Annotated in this window: 17 protein-coding genes; 9 read left to right on the top strand and 8 right to left on the bottom strand. The window is 46.6% G+C overall.

The genetic code is table 11. The features are described from left to right. Positions 1-58: 58 nt before the first annotated feature. Positions 59-1,693, top strand: coding sequence for a SpoIIE family protein phosphatase (locus tag QGP82_RS30135; protein ID WP_163667937.1), 1,635 nt, complete (start codon positions 59-61; stop codon positions 1,691-1,693). A 2-nt stretch (positions 1,694-1,695) separates the two neighbouring features. Then, positions 1,696-2,139, top strand: a complete 444-nt coding sequence (locus tag QGP82_RS30130) for an ATP-binding protein (RefSeq protein ID WP_163667934.1) — start codon at positions 1,696-1,698, stop codon at positions 2,137-2,139. A gap of 13 nt (positions 2,140-2,152) precedes the next feature. On the opposite strand, the gene QGP82_RS30125 is transcribed toward QGP82_RS30130, so the two are convergent. From QGP82_RS30125 to fabI, 3 genes are all read right to left on the bottom strand, one after another. Continuing rightward, positions 2,153-4,522 carry a DNA methyltransferase family protein gene (locus tag QGP82_RS30125; protein ID WP_163667932.1) on the bottom strand — a complete coding sequence of 790 codons (2,370 nt, stop codon included), beginning with the start codon at positions 4,520-4,522 and terminating at the stop codon, positions 2,153-2,155. 64 nt (positions 4,523-4,586) lie between these two features. Continuing rightward, the gene (locus tag QGP82_RS30120) at positions 4,587-5,036 is read right to left on the bottom strand and encodes an SRPBCC family protein (protein WP_006515154.1); all 450 of its coding nucleotides are present in this window, start codon (positions 5,034-5,036) and stop codon (positions 4,587-4,589) included. Between the two features lie 44 nt (positions 5,037-5,080). Continuing rightward, complete coding sequence (gene fabI, locus QGP82_RS30115) at positions 5,081-5,857, bottom strand: enoyl-ACP reductase FabI (RefSeq protein WP_163667930.1); 777 nt, start codon at positions 5,855-5,857, stop codon at positions 5,081-5,083. A gap of 422 nt (positions 5,858-6,279) precedes the next feature. Here fabI and ntcA point away from each other — a divergent pair, with 422 nt between their 5' ends. From ntcA to QGP82_RS30095, 4 genes are all read left to right on the top strand, one after another. Continuing rightward, entirely contained in the window at positions 6,280-6,945 is a 666-nt protein-coding gene (gene ntcA / locus QGP82_RS30110) for a global nitrogen regulator NtcA (protein ID WP_006515157.1), read from the top strand. 94 nt (positions 6,946-7,039) lie between these two features. After that, positions 7,040-8,446, top strand: a complete 1,407-nt coding sequence (locus QGP82_RS30105; RefSeq protein ID WP_163667928.1) for a DUF3084 family protein — start codon at positions 7,040-7,042, stop codon at positions 8,444-8,446. A gap of 638 nt (positions 8,447-9,084) precedes the next feature. Continuing rightward, positions 9,085-9,462, top strand: a complete 378-nt coding sequence (locus tag QGP82_RS30100) for a PadR family transcriptional regulator (protein WP_006515159.1) — start codon at positions 9,085-9,087, stop codon at positions 9,460-9,462. A gap of 88 nt (positions 9,463-9,550) precedes the next feature. Further along, entirely contained in the window at positions 9,551-10,114 is a 564-nt protein-coding gene (locus tag QGP82_RS30095; RefSeq protein ID WP_348918245.1) for a cofactor assembly of complex C subunit B, read from the top strand. Positions 10,115-10,252: 138 nt separating this feature from the next. On the opposite strand, the gene QGP82_RS30090 is transcribed toward QGP82_RS30095, so the two are convergent. Next, positions 10,253-10,558 carry a DUF3155 domain-containing protein gene (locus QGP82_RS30090; protein WP_036018428.1) on the bottom strand — a complete coding sequence of 102 codons (306 nt, stop codon included), beginning with the start codon at positions 10,556-10,558 and terminating at the stop codon, positions 10,253-10,255. Between the two features lie 287 nt (positions 10,559-10,845). Between QGP82_RS30090 and QGP82_RS30085 the strand changes: the two genes are divergently transcribed. After that, positions 10,846-12,159, top strand: a complete 1,314-nt coding sequence (locus QGP82_RS30085) for a GAF domain-containing sensor histidine kinase (protein WP_163667923.1) — start codon at positions 10,846-10,848, stop codon at positions 12,157-12,159. On the opposite strand, the gene QGP82_RS30080 is transcribed toward QGP82_RS30085, so the two are convergent. Together QGP82_RS30080 and QGP82_RS30075 are read right to left on the bottom strand one after the other, a co-directional pair. Next, on the bottom strand, positions 12,140-13,624 hold the full coding sequence (locus tag QGP82_RS30080) for a hypothetical protein (protein ID WP_163667921.1): 1,485 nt from the start codon (positions 13,622-13,624) through the stop codon (positions 12,140-12,142). The genes QGP82_RS30085 and QGP82_RS30080 overlap by 20 nt on opposite strands. Before the next feature lie 59 nt (positions 13,625-13,683). Further along, positions 13,684-14,082 carry an AbrB family transcriptional regulator gene (locus QGP82_RS30075; RefSeq protein ID WP_006515164.1) on the bottom strand — a complete coding sequence of 133 codons (399 nt, stop codon included), beginning with the start codon at positions 14,080-14,082 and terminating at the stop codon, positions 13,684-13,686. Between the two features lie 547 nt (positions 14,083-14,629). Here QGP82_RS30075 and QGP82_RS30070 point away from each other — a divergent pair. Both QGP82_RS30070 and pyrR read left to right on the top strand, forming a co-directional pair. Next, positions 14,630-15,061: an Rrf2 family transcriptional regulator gene (locus QGP82_RS30070; protein ID WP_006515165.1), complete on the top strand. Its 432-nt coding sequence runs from the start codon at positions 14,630-14,632 to the stop codon at positions 15,059-15,061. Positions 15,062-15,221: 160 nt separating this feature from the next. Beyond that, entirely contained in the window at positions 15,222-15,761 is a 540-nt protein-coding gene (gene pyrR, locus QGP82_RS30065) for a bifunctional pyr operon transcriptional regulator/uracil phosphoribosyltransferase PyrR (RefSeq protein ID WP_163667920.1), read from the top strand. A gap of 7 nt (positions 15,762-15,768) precedes the next feature. Here the strand turns inward: pyrR and QGP82_RS30060 are convergent, their stop codons facing one another. Further along, positions 15,769-17,061 (bottom strand): family 8 glycosyl hydrolase, encoded by a 1,293-nt coding sequence (locus tag QGP82_RS30060; protein WP_163699317.1) that lies wholly within the window; start codon positions 17,059-17,061, stop codon positions 15,769-15,771. A 149-nt stretch (positions 17,062-17,210) separates the two neighbouring features. Further along, the gene (locus QGP82_RS30055; RefSeq protein ID WP_163667916.1) at positions 17,211-17,357 is read right to left on the bottom strand and encodes a hypothetical protein; all 147 of its coding nucleotides are present in this window, start codon (positions 17,355-17,357) and stop codon (positions 17,211-17,213) included. Positions 17,358-17,408: the final 51 nt, after the last annotated feature.

Below are 17,408 nucleotides of genomic sequence, written 5' to 3'. Positions count from 1 at the left end.
TTATCTTCCCAAGGTTGGCCCTAATATGCCCCGAGAATCAGATATCCCACAGGATAGTATGAGTTCCACCACTCATGAACAGCTCAAGTTACTTGTTGTCGACGATGAACTCGATAACTTAGAGCTGCTGCACCGCACCTTTAGGCGTAGCTATCGTGTCTATCGGGCCAGTAGTGGTCAAGACGCCCTGGAGTGCCTTAAACAGTACGGTGAAATGGCGATCATTATTTCCGACCAGCGCATGCCCAAAATGAATGGTACGGAGTTTTTAAGCCTCACCACCGATCAATATCCCGACACCATTCGTATTGTCCTCACAGGCTACACCGATGTTGAAGACTTAGTGGATGCAATTAACTCGGGTAAAGTTTTCAAATACATTACCAAACCGTGGAAACCTAACGAGTTACGTCAAGTTATTGACCAAGCCGCCAACACATATCGCATTGTCAAGCAACGCACTCGCGCCCTATCTCAGTCCCTCAAAAAAGAATCGCTATATAACTCAATTACCACAACGATTCGGAGTTCTCTGGACTATGCCAGTACCCTCCAAACAGTGGCAGAGGCCCTAGGGAAAGCCTTTGAGGCCGATTATGCCGTTTTATATCCCGTGGATTCAGTCGAAGTCGGAGAAGCACCCAAACCGGTCACCTATGCTAAATCAGAAAAATCCATGGCTGACTTGGCAGAAGTAGGTGCCCCCTGCCAGGAACTCGTGTTAGACAAGTTCCCCCATGGAGATACCTCCCTAACTCGTTTAGCGGCAAGGTTTACCTATCGAGATCAGCCCTTAGCGTCGATTGCCCTGTACCAAATCGCAGGCACATGGGACAGTACGACCGTCAGCCTATTTACCAGCATCACTGAGCAAGTAGTGATGGCTATATCCCAGGCGAAACTTCACCATCATATCCAGCGACAAACTGAACAGATGCGTACGGAGCTGGAGGTGGCACGGCAGATTCAGCATAAACTGCTCCACCAAGTTTGGCCCGATATCCCTGGTCTTAAAATTCAAGCAAAATGTCAGGCGGCACGAGCCGTTGGGGGTGATTTCTACGAAGTTTTTATCCATCCCCAAGGCGATATCTGGCTAGCCGTCGGAGATGTCTCTGGCAAGGGAGTTCCTGCTGCTCTGTTTATGGCTAGTGCTATCTCCTTGCTGCGTCGAGAACTATCGGCCAGCCAACCACCGGGGCCTGAAACCGTCATGGCAAACCTGAATCAGGCCCTCAACGCTGATCTGGTCAATAACGAACACATGATTACCATGGTGTTGGTGCGATACACCCCCACCAGTAGGGAGCTAGTCTATGCCAACGCAGGCCACGTTTATCCAGTGGTGTGGTCCCAAAAACTCTTAATGCAAGGCACTGCGCCACCACCAGAACCTACTTATTTAAGGAAAGGTAACGGCGTTCCCCTCGGAATTTTACCGAAATGGCAGACTCAAGCAGGCCAACTAGCATTAAAGGATGGGGATGCTCTGCTATTGGCCAGCGATGGCATTACTGAGGCCTTAGTGACCATTGATGGCCAGCACAAGATGCTAGGTCAACAGGGCCTGTGGCAGCTACTGCAAAAACAGACCACTGGGTTGAATCTTGAGCAATTGCTGGCTCAATTGAATACCGCAGCCAACGAACAACATGACGATCAAACCATCTTGTCTTTGGAGGTAGGGTTTTAGCTATGAAAACTGAACTTGCTATCCCCAGTGACTTAAAGTTTTTGGCTGTAGTGGAAGATTGGCTACTCAGTTCACTCAAAGCCGAAATAGGCAGCGATACCGATCTAGATTGGCAAAAAGTTGAAAGCCGACTGCGACTGGTCATTGTTGAAGTTTATTCGAATATTGTGCGCCATGCCCATCAAGACCGTCCTGATATTCCCGTTGTTCTACGCCTCGGTATTGAAGGTTATTTCTTGTCCCTAGAAGTCTGGGATGAAGGCCATGGTTTTGATATGCGTAACTATCGCACGCCTAACCCCAATTCCCCTCAAGAAGGAGGCTATGGCTGGTTGATCCTGCACCAGCTAATGGATCGTGTGGACTATCAACTCAGGGTAGGAGATGGGCGTAATTGCCTCACCCTAGAAAAAGATTTAGGTGTAACCGTCGAATACTCAAAATAGGTTCACCCCAAGGTCACTGCTTACAAAACCAAAGAAAGCATTGGTCAGAAGAAAGTTGTGCACCCGTTAAATTCATTAATAAACCACTATCCGTTTGGTTCTCTAACAAACTGCGAAGAGCAACTCCCCTAGGACTATGTTTGATGTCATTGGATGTGACCAGGCCACAGATGCCTTGAGGAGCCAAAAGCTGATAGCATCGCTCAATGAAAAGCCAGTGTCGACGCAATTGAGTCCGCTGCCGCTGCCCCTTAAGCAAAGGGCTTTGGTGATCATATTGTGGGGAACGATAAAAATAATCGGTTAGTAACGAATATTGGCTTTGGTACAACAACCAGGCATTCGCAATTTCAGCATCCGTATTGAGCAGCGAACGCTTAGCTGTTTTAAACGTATGAACATCAATATTTTTTCGTTTAGCCAAGTCACAAAAGCGTTGAAAAAATTCTTGGGTAGTGGGTCGAAACGAGCCTTGGGGAGGCCTAGATAAAATCACGTTAAACCCATGGGACTGTTCCAGCACATGGCTAAAGTGATATCCCCAATGGAAAGGACGTAGGACTGTCATATCCTCAATACGCAGCAACCGCCGCCGTGGAGCTTCCAGTAATTGAGATTCTCTAAATTGGATACCTAGGGTTTGACTAAATTCAGTGAGCAACAGCTCGTTCAGTTTGGTCTGGGCTCTAACATCAAGGCGACTAATCTGATCTCGAAAAAATTCGAGTCGAGCATAATGGGGGATACCCTGACTTAATTCCTCCAACACATAGGACTGAGACCGATAATGTTCAAGAGCAATATTTTTCTCTGAGAGAATCGTGCGATAGCTTTCAGCCGCTAAAGGCTGCAACAAATTGCCCTGCAGCAGAGTTTCTGAAGCTCTTAATCGATCAAATCCAGCCTCATCTACCCGAATGAATCCTACTAAGCTATCCCCCGTAACAAGATTGAAATCGAGACTGGGTAAGGGTTCAATATCTTGCGGTTGCCGCGCCATGGTCACCAATCCCAGCAGCAACTGAAGACGGGCGATATCAATCACTGCTGGATTGAGGTCCACACCATAAAGACCATACCTAAAGACGCGGCGATAGATGGTCTGTAGCAAGGAAGGGTGTTCTGTGTGTACTCCTTTAACCCAAATATCAAGCTGACTGTCAACTTGATGGGCCAATTGCCCAATTAGTGCACTGTAAACGTCAACGAGCCGATACTGTAATGCCAGCAGCAAAGTACCAGCACCACAGGCTGGATCTAGAACGGAAAACTGCGGCAAAATGTCCTGCACTAGCTGGCGTAGATGCCTAGGATGTCCACGAAATAGAATATCCCAGAAATCGGGCACAGCTTGCCCTTGATCAACCTCAAGATGACAGAGCATGAACTTATTAAGAATTAGCTCACAACAAACACCGAGAGCATCCGTCACATTCTCCGAATGATCAGTCTGCCCCTCTATCAGTACTTGTTCAAACGCCAGACCAATGGTGCTGATTTGAGAGCAATGAGTCAACTGTTGCCATAAGGGGGACTCAAACCACACTAAGATTGACTCGAACAGCGCATCAGCTATGTCCAACTCGCCATATTGCTGCTCAAGAGGATGGGTGTAAAAAACGTCTCCTAAGTAAGGAATTTGACCGGCCCAACTAATCCGTCGAGGACGCTCAAGAGGAGGCAGAGATAACCCTTGAGTAAACAGGGGCTGAAGCACCTGTCGAAAAAAGATATTTCGCTGCTGTTGCTGACTACGCCCCAGTTGATTATGCAGATACCAAATATCTTGATTTAGAAATCCACGCCGCTGAAGTATGTGGATAATAATCAAACGTTGCAATAATATAGCCGCATACCAACGTCGATCATGGCTGTTAGGGATCCCAATAATCCCGTCACTCAGATGATTTAATTGTTGTCGCAACTGCTCAGTAAACTCAGCACAGCTGACAGACTGTGACTGTAAATCGAGGGAACCTGAATCAGGGCTATAATCGGCCAAATAATTTAATCGAGCTTCCCATGCGGCTAAGGGTTGCCGAGGGATAAAGACCATTGAGTGAGAACTTTTAGAGGCGCTTTGCCAGTACCAAAGACTCCGACATCGCTGACGATCAATAAAGACAATTAAAGGATGCGGATATTTTTTATGGATGGACTGATAGAGTTTTGTCTTTAGCTTTGCAGTCAGAACTTCGGGGTTATTGAGCTTGATTTCCCAAACTCGGGCATCACCTCGCTGAGCGATGCAGTGGGCACGATAAGGGTGATTGAACGCTCTGATTGCGATCGCACGTCCATTAGCCGGAGTGACCCACCCTAGCACATCCGTAAACAACATAACCAGGTCTAGAGACTGCAAGCATGTCTCTGCCTGCTGCATGTCGAAGCTCATGAGCACCCGTCGAAGTAATCAACAATCACCACTAGGGTCTAGTAAATGCCCTTCAGCCAGCCTTAGCATCCTGTTCAGCTTTTTGGCGAAATCGCTCCAGGTCAGCCTGTAGCGTAGAGTCGACAATTTGTCGCAACCAGCCATTTTCCATAAAACGGGCCAATACACTTGGCACCGAATAGGAAAGGGTCATCTTAACTGTGCTATTACCAGCATGATGGCCATAAAACCGGATTGCACCACGATTGGGCAACCCATCTACCGATTCCCACTGCAAAATCTGATGGGGAACCACTTTAACTGTACGAGACATCCAAGTAAATTCCCAAACGCCCGAAGCTAGCTTCCAACGAGATAGTTCGGGCTGATCGTCTAAAAGTTCTACCGAATCAATCCACTTCATCCACTGGGGCATCTGCTCTAGATCCGACCAGAGAGCCCACACTAATTCAATGGGGGCCTCCACATCAACGTACACGCTATGTTCAAGCCAATTTGCCATGGGGGATATGGACTAAAACAAAGAACTAATGGCTGCAAAGACCACTACATTCCCATGACTTCATAGCCAGAGTCAACGTAAAGGATTTGCCCAGTCACACCGGAGGCTAAATCACTACATAGGAACGCTGCGGCATTTCCTACTTCCGACTGAGTAACTGTACGACGCAGGGGAGCAACTTCCTCTACATGGTGAATCATATCTAGAATTCCGCCCACCGCTGACGATGCCAGGGTGCGGATCGGACCGGCTGAAATCCCATTTACTCGAATATTGTTAGACCCGAGTTCTGCCGCTAGGTAACGAACATTCATTTCCAGAGCCGCCTTGGCAATACCCATTACATTGTAGTTAGGCACTACCCGCACACCCCCCAGATACGTCAGGGTAAGGATGCTGCCGCCCTCAATCATTAAAGTTTTTGCCTGCTGAGCAAGCTTCACCAGAGAGTAAGCGCTGATATCCAGAGCAGTTTGAAACCCCTGACGGGAAATATCGCTAAAATCTCCCGCTAAATCATCACGATTGGCGAATGCCAAACAGTGAACCAGAATGTCCAACTTGCCCCAATCGGTCTTCACGGTATCAAACGTAGCCTGGACCTGCTCATCATCCTGGACATTACAGGGCAAAAACAAACTAGGATGCAAAGGCTCGGTTAAATCCCGAACCTTTTTTTCCATGCGCCCCTTGTCATCAGGAAGATAAGTGACACCAATATTCGCACCAGCCTTACTCAACTGCTGAGCAATTCCCCAGGCAATTGAACGATTATTGGCAATACCAGTTACCAAGGCATTTTTTCCAGTCAGGTCTAACATGATAGTTGGGTGGAGCTGTATCGAAATTAGTTAATTAAGGCTATGCCGCCGGAACGGCCCCTAGGAGCATACTGAAAAATGGCTCCCATGAATACCCTTGCCAGCGAGTTAGCCCAATTAACGTTGAGGCTAGTCATTAAGGTGACCGGAAAACAAAGTTTAGTATATTGCTATACAAAAGCCTCGACGAACTTGGGTTTTATTGGTCTAAAGTCAGGAAATCTTACCAATTGGAGGTTTTCTACCGATTGGTTGAGTATTTTTACTGAGGCACTGATTGGTTAGAAACGCTGCTAAATTGTTTTCGGCATCTCCGCTTCTGATCGGTTTAAAACCTGAAGGCTCAGTTTGCCACTACAGCTTTCAGCTACTCTTATTTGCAAATATTTGCTATAGCTTTGAGATCGCATACTCCCACTACCGTGACTACAGAGAAACCTCTTGCCAACCTATTACGGCAGCTATCCACAGGCTCATTCCCCCCTGTAGCCGAAACCTACGAGCGCGGTAAGACAATTTTCTTTCCAGGCGATCCGGCTGAACGAGTTTATTTTTTACTGAAGGGTGCCGTTAAGCTTTCTAGAGTCTATGAAGCTGGCGAAGAAATTACAGTAGCTCTGCTTAGGGAAAATAGTGTTTTTGGCGTTCTTTCACTGCTAACAGGCAATCGGTCAGATCGGTTTTACCATGCCGTCGCCTTTACACCAGTCGAACTAATGTCCATGCCCATTGAGCAAGTGAAACAGGCACTTGAGGAACATCCTGAGCTCTCTATTATGCTGCTCCAAGGGTTATCCTCTCGTATTTTGCAAACTGAGATGATGATTGAAACACTGGCTCATCGGGACATGGGTTCTAGACTTGTCAGCTTTCTTCTCATTCTTTGTCGCGATTTTGGAGTGCCCAGCACCAGCGGCATTACTATAGACCTCAAACTTTCCCATCAGGCCATCGCCGAAGCCATTGGCTCCACACGAGTTACCGTCACACGGCTACTGGGGGATTTGCGTCAAGACACGATGATATCTATTCACAAAAAGAAAATAACTGTCCACGATCCCGTCGCTCTCAGCCAGCAGTTTGCTTAGGGTTATCGTCGGTTTACTCACCACAGTGACAAACAATCAAGTAACCTATACGAGAGCCTGCTCAGGTGCTTCTGCTCCGTTGGATAGACGTTAGATGGACGTTGGTCTAATACTGATTACGACCGTGCTCGTCCTCGGTGGCCTTATTGCCACACTGGGCGACCGAATTGGTATGCGTGTGGGAAAGGCACGTCTATCGTTATTCAATCTTCGCCCCCGACAAACAGCCACCCTTGTCAGTATTTTGACGGGCAGTGTAATTTCGGCTTCAACCTTGAGTCTATTACTGATCACCAGTGAGCAACTACGCAAAGGCCTTTTTGAGTTTGAAGAAACCCAGGCTAATTTATCAGAGGCCCGCAATGCCTTAGAAGAAACTCAAATCGCTAAATCTGAAGTAGAACAAGCCCTCAATCGAGTCACTCGTCAAAAAATTAATGCCGAAGGTGAACTGACCGAAGTGATTACGTTTTTAGATGAGGCCACTGAACGAGAAACCATCATCCGACAACGTCTTGGTCAAACTCAAAATCAGCTTGGCATTGTTTCTGAACAGGCCGATCAGCTCCAGGGAGAAATTAGCCGACTACAGCGGGATCGTCAACTTCTACAACGTCAGCAGGCCGAGGTCAAGCGACAAATTGCCCAGCGAGACCGCTCACTGGCTCAGCGAGACCAAGAGTTGCTACAGCGAGATCGCGCCATTGCCCAGCGAGAAGGAGCCCTGGAGCGATTGAAGACTGAGCAAGCTTTTCTAGAGGACGAGATCCAGCGTTTAGAATCAGAGTTCCTCAAATTACGCGCTGGCAATGTTGCCATTAGTCGGAACCAAACCCTGGCCCTGCTAATCACTCGGCCATCCTCCATTGCAGCCGCCACAGCAGAAATCGAACAACTCTTATCAGAAGCCAACCGATTAGCCTTAAATGCGATCTGGCCCGATGCCCCTAATAAGGCAGTGCAAATTTTGCGCATTAATCCCCAAATCATTCGAGGAATCGCCAGGAATATCACCGACGGTCAGCAATATGTAATTCGCGTTGGCGTCTCGGGAAACTATGTAGTCGGTGAACCCTGCGTTGTACAGCAAGAAGTTCCCCCATGTGTAGAAATCACTCTGCAAGCCAAGCTCAACCGTATCGTTTTTGAACAGGGGGAAATCATAGCCCGTGTCCCTATCGAGGCAGCTTACCCTAGCACACCTTCTTTAGTAGAGGCCCTACGCACCCTGGTTACCAGTGCTCAAATCAGAGCGAGTTTAGAAGGCATCATCATCGTAGATAACCCTCGCGTAGCTGGCGGTTTTAGTGAACCTGTTATCGATTTTCTTAACCAGGTACAAAACTATGGCGCTCCTCTGGAAATTGAAGCCGTTGCAGGCAAGCAAATTTTCACCACAGGCCCTTTGGCTTTAGAACTCGTTGCTAGCCGTGACGGTCAACGTCTATTCCAAACCCAACTCTCTTCATCACCCTCACCAAGGGACGAACAAGAACCATAACTCAAGGCCCTTGAACTAGAAAAATATCAAATGGCATTTCTGACTATTAGTACAGTTTGCCAAATTTAGGCTGGTGAAAATTTTACGGATCGATTCATCCTCTAAATCAGTAACAGCGAACGGAGAAAGGACTATCAGGCATTTTTTATTATCAAAATCTCAAGCTAGTTTATATTTTGTTTGCGGATAGTAACTATATAAGGCAGCGATCCCACTAAGCATTTTTTAGCGTCTAAAATAAAGCTTAGATTTTTTAATAAAATCTTTTGACGAAATATCTAGGTTGGCGAAATATCTAAGGTTGAGGCTGTAGCTTTTGCTCCTTATTGCCATGACAAGGGTATACACGCAACATAGGTCATAGTCACCATTTAGCTTGAATAGCTCAGTCAGCTTTTGAGAAGCCCTCTCATTTGGTGATCTCCACCAAGTAATGGTGACTATCACCAAATAGTGGTGACCATTACCAAGTTTGGTGACCATCACCAGCCCTTGAGCTTGAACTACTCAAGGGCCTTTGGAACATTAATTTATAAAGCCGTTAGGTTGGACCTAACACTTTTTCAATGCTCCATTAACAAATCATCAATAGCCAAGCTGTCTTAAACCCATCCCTATTGCAGCCGGAGCAATAAACCATGAAATTTGAGGACATTTATCAATTTTTTGAAGATCCGCCGCCTCTCTACCTCAATAAGGAATTAGCTGTTTGTTACGTCCTTTCGGTACTCATACGTCGTGATTCTTACGGTACTGAACTGATTCACGCGATTGAAAATGAGTACCCTGACTATCGTTTGTCAGATACAGTGCTCTATAGTGCTCTGAAATTCCTAGAGAATCAGGGTGCGATTATGGGCTATTGGAAGAAGGTTGAGGGTCGTGGCCGTCCCCGTAGAATGTACCGCCTACGCCCTGACTGGCAGACTAAAGCACGAGAGCTCGCAGAGCTTTGGCAGCGTTATATTTTAGGTCAGCGTAATACTACACCTAGGCGTCGAGCAATGAGCTCTTAAGGTATCGTCTCAAGGATGCGTCTTAGATTCGATAGCTATCTAGCAATCAGTCAACCGCATAAGCAACAGCTACTGGGGTATAGTCAATGTGATTCCAGTAGTTGTTGTTTTTGCAGGGATAGCTGTTGTGGAAAGTGCAGTCAGTCAGTCAACCTTTTTCCTAACTATGCTTTTAGGAGTAGGGTTGTTCTTTTTTATCAAAGCAGCTACTAAGGATCGTACCGAGATCGCTGAATTTTTGACCGATCAGTCTCCAGAGACATTACACCAAAAGCTACTTGACTATTTTGAGGAGCGTGCCTACCACCTAATGCCCGAAGTATCAGCATCTGATGAAGATACTTGGGTTAAGTTAGTTGGCTTAGTGAGACCTAGCATCTTTTTGGCTATTTTTTTGGCATTTTTAGCAGCTGTAGCGTTAATGTGCTTTTCTTTGGTATTGGCGACTCTATTTAGTAACTATGGGCCAGTTTTCTTTGTCTTAGTCTTGTTATCCCCTGTTGTTGCCATTGCCTATTGGAAACAGGCTAAACGTGAAGAACAAGTTGCTTTCCGTATTAGCAGCACAGATAAGGGGAGTGCTCTAGCTGTAAGGGGTCATCGGGATGAAATTATTCAGCTTAAAGCCCATGCTCCCTTTCAACTCTTGTAAAACGTCGGACAACAGCCTGCTTGTGGCATCAAAATACTCGCCAAAAAGGGAGGCACAAATGGTACACCTCCCTGGTAATCTTTTATAGGTTTTGTTTGAACAGGTTAAGTGCTGACCAAAGCACTTAACCTTTACTTTTTAGCCCAGAACTGCTTCTTCCTCTTCACCAATTAAGGCGCGAAGACTAGGAAACAAAAAGTGGTTCTCTTCAACATACTGAGCACCAAACAGCCCCTTCTCTGCCCAAAAGTACCGGTCAGTGGTATGCTCATTACGCTTGACCAGTAGTACAGCAGGTGGTTGAATTCCTTCAGAATGAATGAAGTTACGAGCCGCAGTCACAGGCTTTGCTTCTCCACTCTCTATGCTGTATTGAGGAACGGACTCTAAAATACGACGCCCTTCGAGGCGGCGACGGCTTTTGCGTTTACGTCTCCGTGCCAAGTTAATTGACCTCCCATGCATTTATTGAATAGCGGCTTCGTGTATTGATAGTTACAAAAACACTTAACCCAGCAAAGTATATCGGTTGTGCCTTAGATTTTCAACTTCTTTTAAAAATGTGGCGTACTGGCTGAAAGTGTGCTGGTGACAATCATCTAAAAAATCGGGGACAATATAGACCCCATAATTTTTCTGGTTATCTTGATAAAAATTAAACTTTAGATAATTTTATCCGGATTTGTGAAATACCCAAGGGATCGTTCCATTGATCAACGTAAGGCCAGACCATGCCAGCCAGTGCCGAATTAGTAGATTTATGTCAGGCTCACCTCGAATTATTGCGCCGGACATTCGGCGAGGTATCGTCTGTCATCTATCTCACCTTAGGTATGGATCAAGAATCTGAACCCATACTGGTTCCCATAGCTCAATTACCAGAGTCTGGCGACTTCAAAGATTTGCTTGATCCTAGAACTAAGCGCGATGCTCTACCGCCATCAGACCTAGATAGTGCTTCACCTGGAGAATTAACTGGAATTGAACCATCAGGTCCAGACTTGGGGGGTGAACGCCTGGTTATGCCATTAATGCATCAGGAAATCGTTATGGGCGTCCTAGTTACCATGCGTTCGGACCGCGCCTGGCAAGCGAGTGAACAGCAGTATTTACAAACGGTCTCGACGAGCTTAGCGGCCGGTTGCTTTTTAGATCGGCAAAATCAATGGTTACGTCAACGTCTCAAAACCAAACAGGCGTTACAAGGAGAACAATCTGACGTTTTTCATAACCTGCTACATCAGTTTCGTAATCCTTTAACCGCTATTGGTACGTTTGGGAAGCTAATGCTGCGGCGATTAACCCAAGATGACCCCAACTATAGATTGGCAGACGGTATTGTACGTGAAAGTCAACGACTGAAGGAACTGGTTACTGATTTTGACGCTGCAGTTGACATTGGGGATGCTGATATTGCCCAAGAAGTCACACCTCCCCTGCTGCCACCAGATAACATTGACACTAGTCAAAAGCCACTGCTGCCTGCATTAGGTCGCTCTTTAGAAATTACCCCCCAACGTTTGGAAGATGTGATTCACCCCTTGATCATGGTGACGGTAGCTGCTGCTAGTGAAAGAAATCGACAGTTTTGGCATTCTCCCTTGGATGGTTTCCCGCAAACACTCGTAGGCGTTGATGCCCAAGCATTACAGGAAGTGATTGCGAATTTACTGGACAATGCATTCAAGTATGCACCTCATCAAGCATGGGTTTGGCTTCTGGGAGGATTAACCAAAGAAAATTACGTAGGCATTGTCATTGGCGATAATGGTCCCGGAATTCCAGCAGAGGATCAAGTTCATTTATTTGAACGACATTACCGAGGGATTCAGTCCCAGGGGGCCATTGGTGGTACGGGCCTGGGCTTAGCGATCGCAAAAGATTTGGTTATCCAAATGGGAGGGACCATAGACTTGATCAGCCCCATTTGGACTCAAACAGCAGTACCGCCATGGATACCTGTACCCTTACATCAAAAACTATCACCTGCTGATAAGGGTACAGTTTTTATTGTGTGGCTACCGATTATGGACGCTCCGAAGTAGCCGTTGAACTAGCAGGTCTAGCCCCCGCTGAACGGACTGACGTTATCCGCCGTAGAGCATCAAACCAAAAGTTAGATCCCATAGAAACAGCCAAGCCTGTCACAATCCATCCAAACCAATGGCGCGGTATTGGTAGGGGCCAATCAGCTTCTAGCACCGCTTGAGTCGCCAACAGTTTAGGAGAGCGGCCAATGGGCAGCGAATAGTCCGAAAGTGTGGTTTGTACAGCAGTCCCTAAGGACTGTAGGTCATCGCTTAGGGCTCTAGCATCGTCAGAGGGGGAAACGAGAGTGTCTAGGGATGCCTGGTTAACGGTTTGAATTACGCTATTACGTACAGCTTGATCGACCGTCAAACGATTGACAATGTAAAACGTATCTGCATTAACGGCAGCTGCAATCGCCACACCAATTAAAATGGCAACTATTTTTGAGTTACGGCGATATACCCCTGCGGCCCGATCCATACCTCGGTCGTACCAATGTTCTAATTCCTGCTGGAAAAGTTTAAACTGATCCTCTGCGGCACCGGTGCGACGACTCACTCGCTCAGCCAATATATTGAGACTCTCTTGAAGACGTACAGGTATTCTGCCATCAAGGGTTTGACGGATATAGGCCAGTTCAGAACGGGAGTCGGCTTGCTCACCTGAACTCGTTAATAACGCCAGCAATTCTTTCAAATTTGGCTGTAGCTGATGGACTAAACCTTCGGCCATATCCATGCCGCCGGCAATTTGCGATCGCAAGTATCCTAGCCGCCGAGTAAACGCCTGGGTTGCCCCATAGCTCTCAGGCAAAACTTGAGCTCCCTGATCGGCAAAATGATCTAGCTCGGCCATGACCCGATCGGCAATTTGGGCTAAACCAGTGCGCCCCGTCCGATAGTCTATGAATATTTTCTCTAAGGACGCTTCCAAATTTCGCAGCTCGACATCAAGCAGCGCACCATCACCAACGGCTGCTCGTAGCGTATGCAGCGTATCTCCTAAAGGAAGCATGATGCGCTCCTGCAACAATCGCTTGAGGCGAGCTTCGACTACTGTTTTTTGCACCCCTTCCAACTGCAAGGTTTCCATCAGTGTGGTTGCAAATGCTTCTGACGGAATATACGAAGGGCCGGACGTTTGCCTGCCAAATACATTACGGGTACGGCTCACCAATCGATACACACTACCTATCACATGGAGCATCTGCCGAGCCGAGCGAGCAATGATTCCCTGGGCTTCATAATTCAAGTCACGCACCATGGGACTACTGTAAATCTGGTCGGCTAACCTACGAGCAGCACGATGATCGGCAGATTGTCCCCCTGCCAACAGCTGCTCAATCGAATACTTAAGATGTTCAGCCCGCCATTGCAGCATAGTGCTAACAATTTCCTGCACCTCACTGGCAATCAAACCCAAGGCCATATAAACGAACACCAGCCCTAGGGCAACATCTAAAACTACTGGCAACCCCATAATTTTTCTGAATTAAAGCTAAGAATTGAGCCAACTAACGATGACGCAATTACAAACGATTATTCGTCAGCATCGTCATCACTATCGACATTAAGCTGCTTTAAGCGAATATGCTTACGACCTAAAGAAATCTCAAACTCATCTCCGGGTTTTAGCCCCATTTGCTTGGTATAGGCAGCTCCAATCAACAAATTACCGTTAGATTGCACAGTAATTCGATAGCTTGCACTACGCCCGCCTCGCCCATTACCTGTTTGAATACTATCCAATTGAATACCTTCGGCATCAATCAGCGCATTCATAAATTTCATCATGTTCACACGGACAACATCATTCTTTGTCACCGTGTAATAGCCACAGGCTTTAGCCTTTTCCTCTCTAGAGAGATGTTCTAAGTCCTTTACTTTTTTAAGTAATGTCTTACCAGTTAATGGATTTGAATTTGACGGTTTAGCCATTCACCCACATCTCTAACACGAACACGTTTGGAAGTTTGCTTTTACTGCTTAAAGAAATGATTCTGCTTGCTGTGACTGTTAAACCATGTCTGAGTAAACTTCATATTTTCCCCGAGAAAAACCATCGTTCTGAATGGAGACATGATCAACTAATTATCACCTCATACAGGATTCATTCCATTGGTCCGCAATATCAAAAGCTAATCATAGATATTTGGGAAGGAGTCCACGAGTAATGCTTCAATTAAATTGCTTTAAACTCCCTGAAGCACCCAGCCCATTACTATTTTTAAACATTACCTACTCACTGCGCAGTAGATAACGAGCAGAATCATACATGATTAAAATACGTTTGTGCACGCTGTTTGCATTTATTTCTTGATAATTGTATTAAGAGTTGATTTACCTAGTAATTTGTCCAGGGTCTAATCATTATGGAAACTTCTTATGTTAACTTTTCCCTAATTCTCCCTAATCTATCCTGTTGACCTGAGGCTAGATTCACCTTTTTCTAAACCTCAAAGTCGAGCCAGTATCCGCCTTAACCATGAAACTGACAACCCGCGGACACTATAGTGTTAAAGCAATGCTCGATCTGAGTTTGCAACCCCGTTTAGCGTCCGTTAAACTCATTGCTCAGCGACAAAATCTACCAGCTCCCTACTTAGAAAAACTGCTAATTCAACTGCGTCAAGCGGGCTTAGTTGAATCAGTTCGAGGCTCGCGTGGTGGCTATCGTTTAGCAAAAGCGCCCAGTCATATATATCTAGGCCAAATTTTAGATGCCGTCGGCGAACCAATTACGCCTTTGGAGCTAGCATCTCCTGAAAAAGCTGAGGACTGGGTCACACTTACCCTATGGCGAAAATTGCAGGAAAAACTAAGAGAAACGCTTTATAAAATTTCCCTAGAAGAACTCTATTACGATGCGCGTAGTTGGCAAGCGGCCCAAGGTGAAGATACAAACTTTATGGTTTAAGGCTTGCTAAGTCGAAAGTCTTCGTTATGGTTATTAAACTAAGCGTTAATGTACCTTGAGATCCCTTAATCTATGAATTGCCAATTGTACGCTGGCAACATAGATAGAAGTATCTCTTGATCAGCAACGGCATAAATTGCTTTCACTTCTCGCCTTAATTATGGCCGATCAGGTTGTTGAAATTCTATCCGCAGAGGCGATTCGCCGTACTCTAAACCGTTTGGCTTCTGAAATCATTGAACGCACCCATGCTCTGGATGACTTAGTCTTAGTCGGCATTTACACCCGTGGCATTCCCCTGGCCCATACCATTGCCCAGCAAATGGAACGGCTTGAAGGCATTAAAGTTCCTGTGGGAGAACTCGACATTACATTTTACCGAGACGATCTCGATAAAATCAGCACTCGTACACCTGCAAAAAGTGAGATGCCCTGTGATCTGACAGGGAAGAAAGTTGTGTTAGTGGATGACGTCATTTTTAGCGGGCGCACCATTCGAGCCGCCCTCAATGCCGTACTGGACTATGGCAGACCCAATATGATTCGTCTGGCTGTGCTAATAGATCGGGGCCATCGGCAGGTTCCTATTCATCCGGACTTTATTGGCAAATCTCTACCCACTGCCCGCGAAGAGTTGGTCAATGTACAGCTTATGCCTGTAGATCCCAAGGACACGGTTGAGTTATTGAAACCGACCTAACAAACGCCTAGCGAACTGATCTGAACCAGGATTCTGGTACCCATTCCGGAGGATAGAGCCCCAACCAAGCAAGGTTTTGCGTGTAGTAGGCAGAATCTCCATCCCAAAAATCATTGGGGTCTGCCAGTGCCAACTTATTTTCTCGAATCGCCTCGGCTGCCTTGGGATCTAAATGACGAGCAGCCTGATAAACCATGGCGTATTGAGATGTGGCCCCATAATCAACCATCGCTTCACCCGCCAGATCGATCTGGGCTGGTAGCTTTTGAGATTGTTGCCAAAGTTCCAGTAAGGGTGTGAGATGCTCGCTCAGGTAGTGGCCCGCTGGAGGAGCCTCAAACCAAGTCAAATCAAGGGCTACTCGCCACCACACTCGATAGGCATCAAAGCCATAAATACTTCTAAGCGGGGCTGAGGCTGGTAATTTTCGATAGTGAGGGGCTTCACTGTGCAGCAAAAACCAATCGCTGGGCAGTCCTAGTTCTGAGATTTTTGCACTCTCTTCCAGCATTCTGTAACTGGTATGGACAAGTTCCATCCAATCGCGCCGTCGATCGACTTGGGCAAAAAGCCGGAAAGCATAGGGTGCTGCATAGGATGGGTTTAGGTACCAGGTTTCAGGGGAGGGATGAAAGGCCTCCATGGGGCCAGGCAAAAGATAATGTCCAGACAGATCATCTTTTAAGGCGATATCAGCTGTCGAAAAGTCCCAAATATCCTTGAGTTTGATCTTTGCTAGGGTCAAATAGGCTGGCTTTTTCCAACGACGGGCAGCCATAATCAGGGCTGTCGCTGCATCGATATCGGCATCAGTGGCAAAGTTTTCGTCAAGGATGCCCCATGTCTGAGCTTCACCCGGTGCGGCATCAGGCCCCCACTTCCAGGCCCAAAGATGGTCGAGCAGTTCACCGTCTTCATCCAGACGCGCTAGATTTTCTTCGCCCCATTGCAGTACTCGATCAAAGGTCTCAGGATCATCGATCAGCAATGCACGCAACATCGCATAGGCTTGACCTTCAGACGTGGTGCGCTGATCGTCGTTTTCCCAATCAATCACCCGACCATCAGCCTGAATAAAACGATCGCGATAACGCTGCCATGTGGTTTCAAAAAAAGACTGTTGAGCTGCACCATCCGACGTAGCTATTGTGATAGAAGCCGGTAGCTGTGTTGGTAGGTTATAAATAGCCTGCGATCGCACAGATACCAAGCAACCAGTAATCCATACATTAAGCACAAGACCCAAAAGGACTAGACAGCCCCAACGCTGCATCCATTTAAAAACCGCTCTCGACAACATGTTTGTCCCATCCTTTTTATATGGTCTAGCGTTGTAGTCATGTCCTAACAAATTAAAACCGCGACATATCCCATTAGTTGCCACTTCAATTAGCTGCCACGTATATCAGTGCTCAGTTTTGACTACGGTGTGATGCACAATGTGATCACTTACGGTGTGATCGCTTGCTGATCCGGTGTAGGATGTCCATCCTGCACCATAGAAAATCGACTAGAAACTGATATAAACCGATATACAGCCAGTGTGCCAAGCTGTCGGCAAACGTCCTTATCCTGCCACACCACTCTGAAACTCATCAAAATTGAGCGATTGGATTCACGTCTTACCCAAAAATTACGGCTCTAAAT

The organism is Leptothoe sp. LEGE 181152 (genome assembly GCF_032906605.1).
In the GTDB taxonomy this organism is placed as follows: Bacteria; Cyanobacteriota; Cyanobacteriia; order Phormidesmidales; family Phormidesmidaceae; genus Leptothoe; species Leptothoe turfae.
This window is presented reverse-complemented; position numbering and strand designations above follow the sequence as displayed.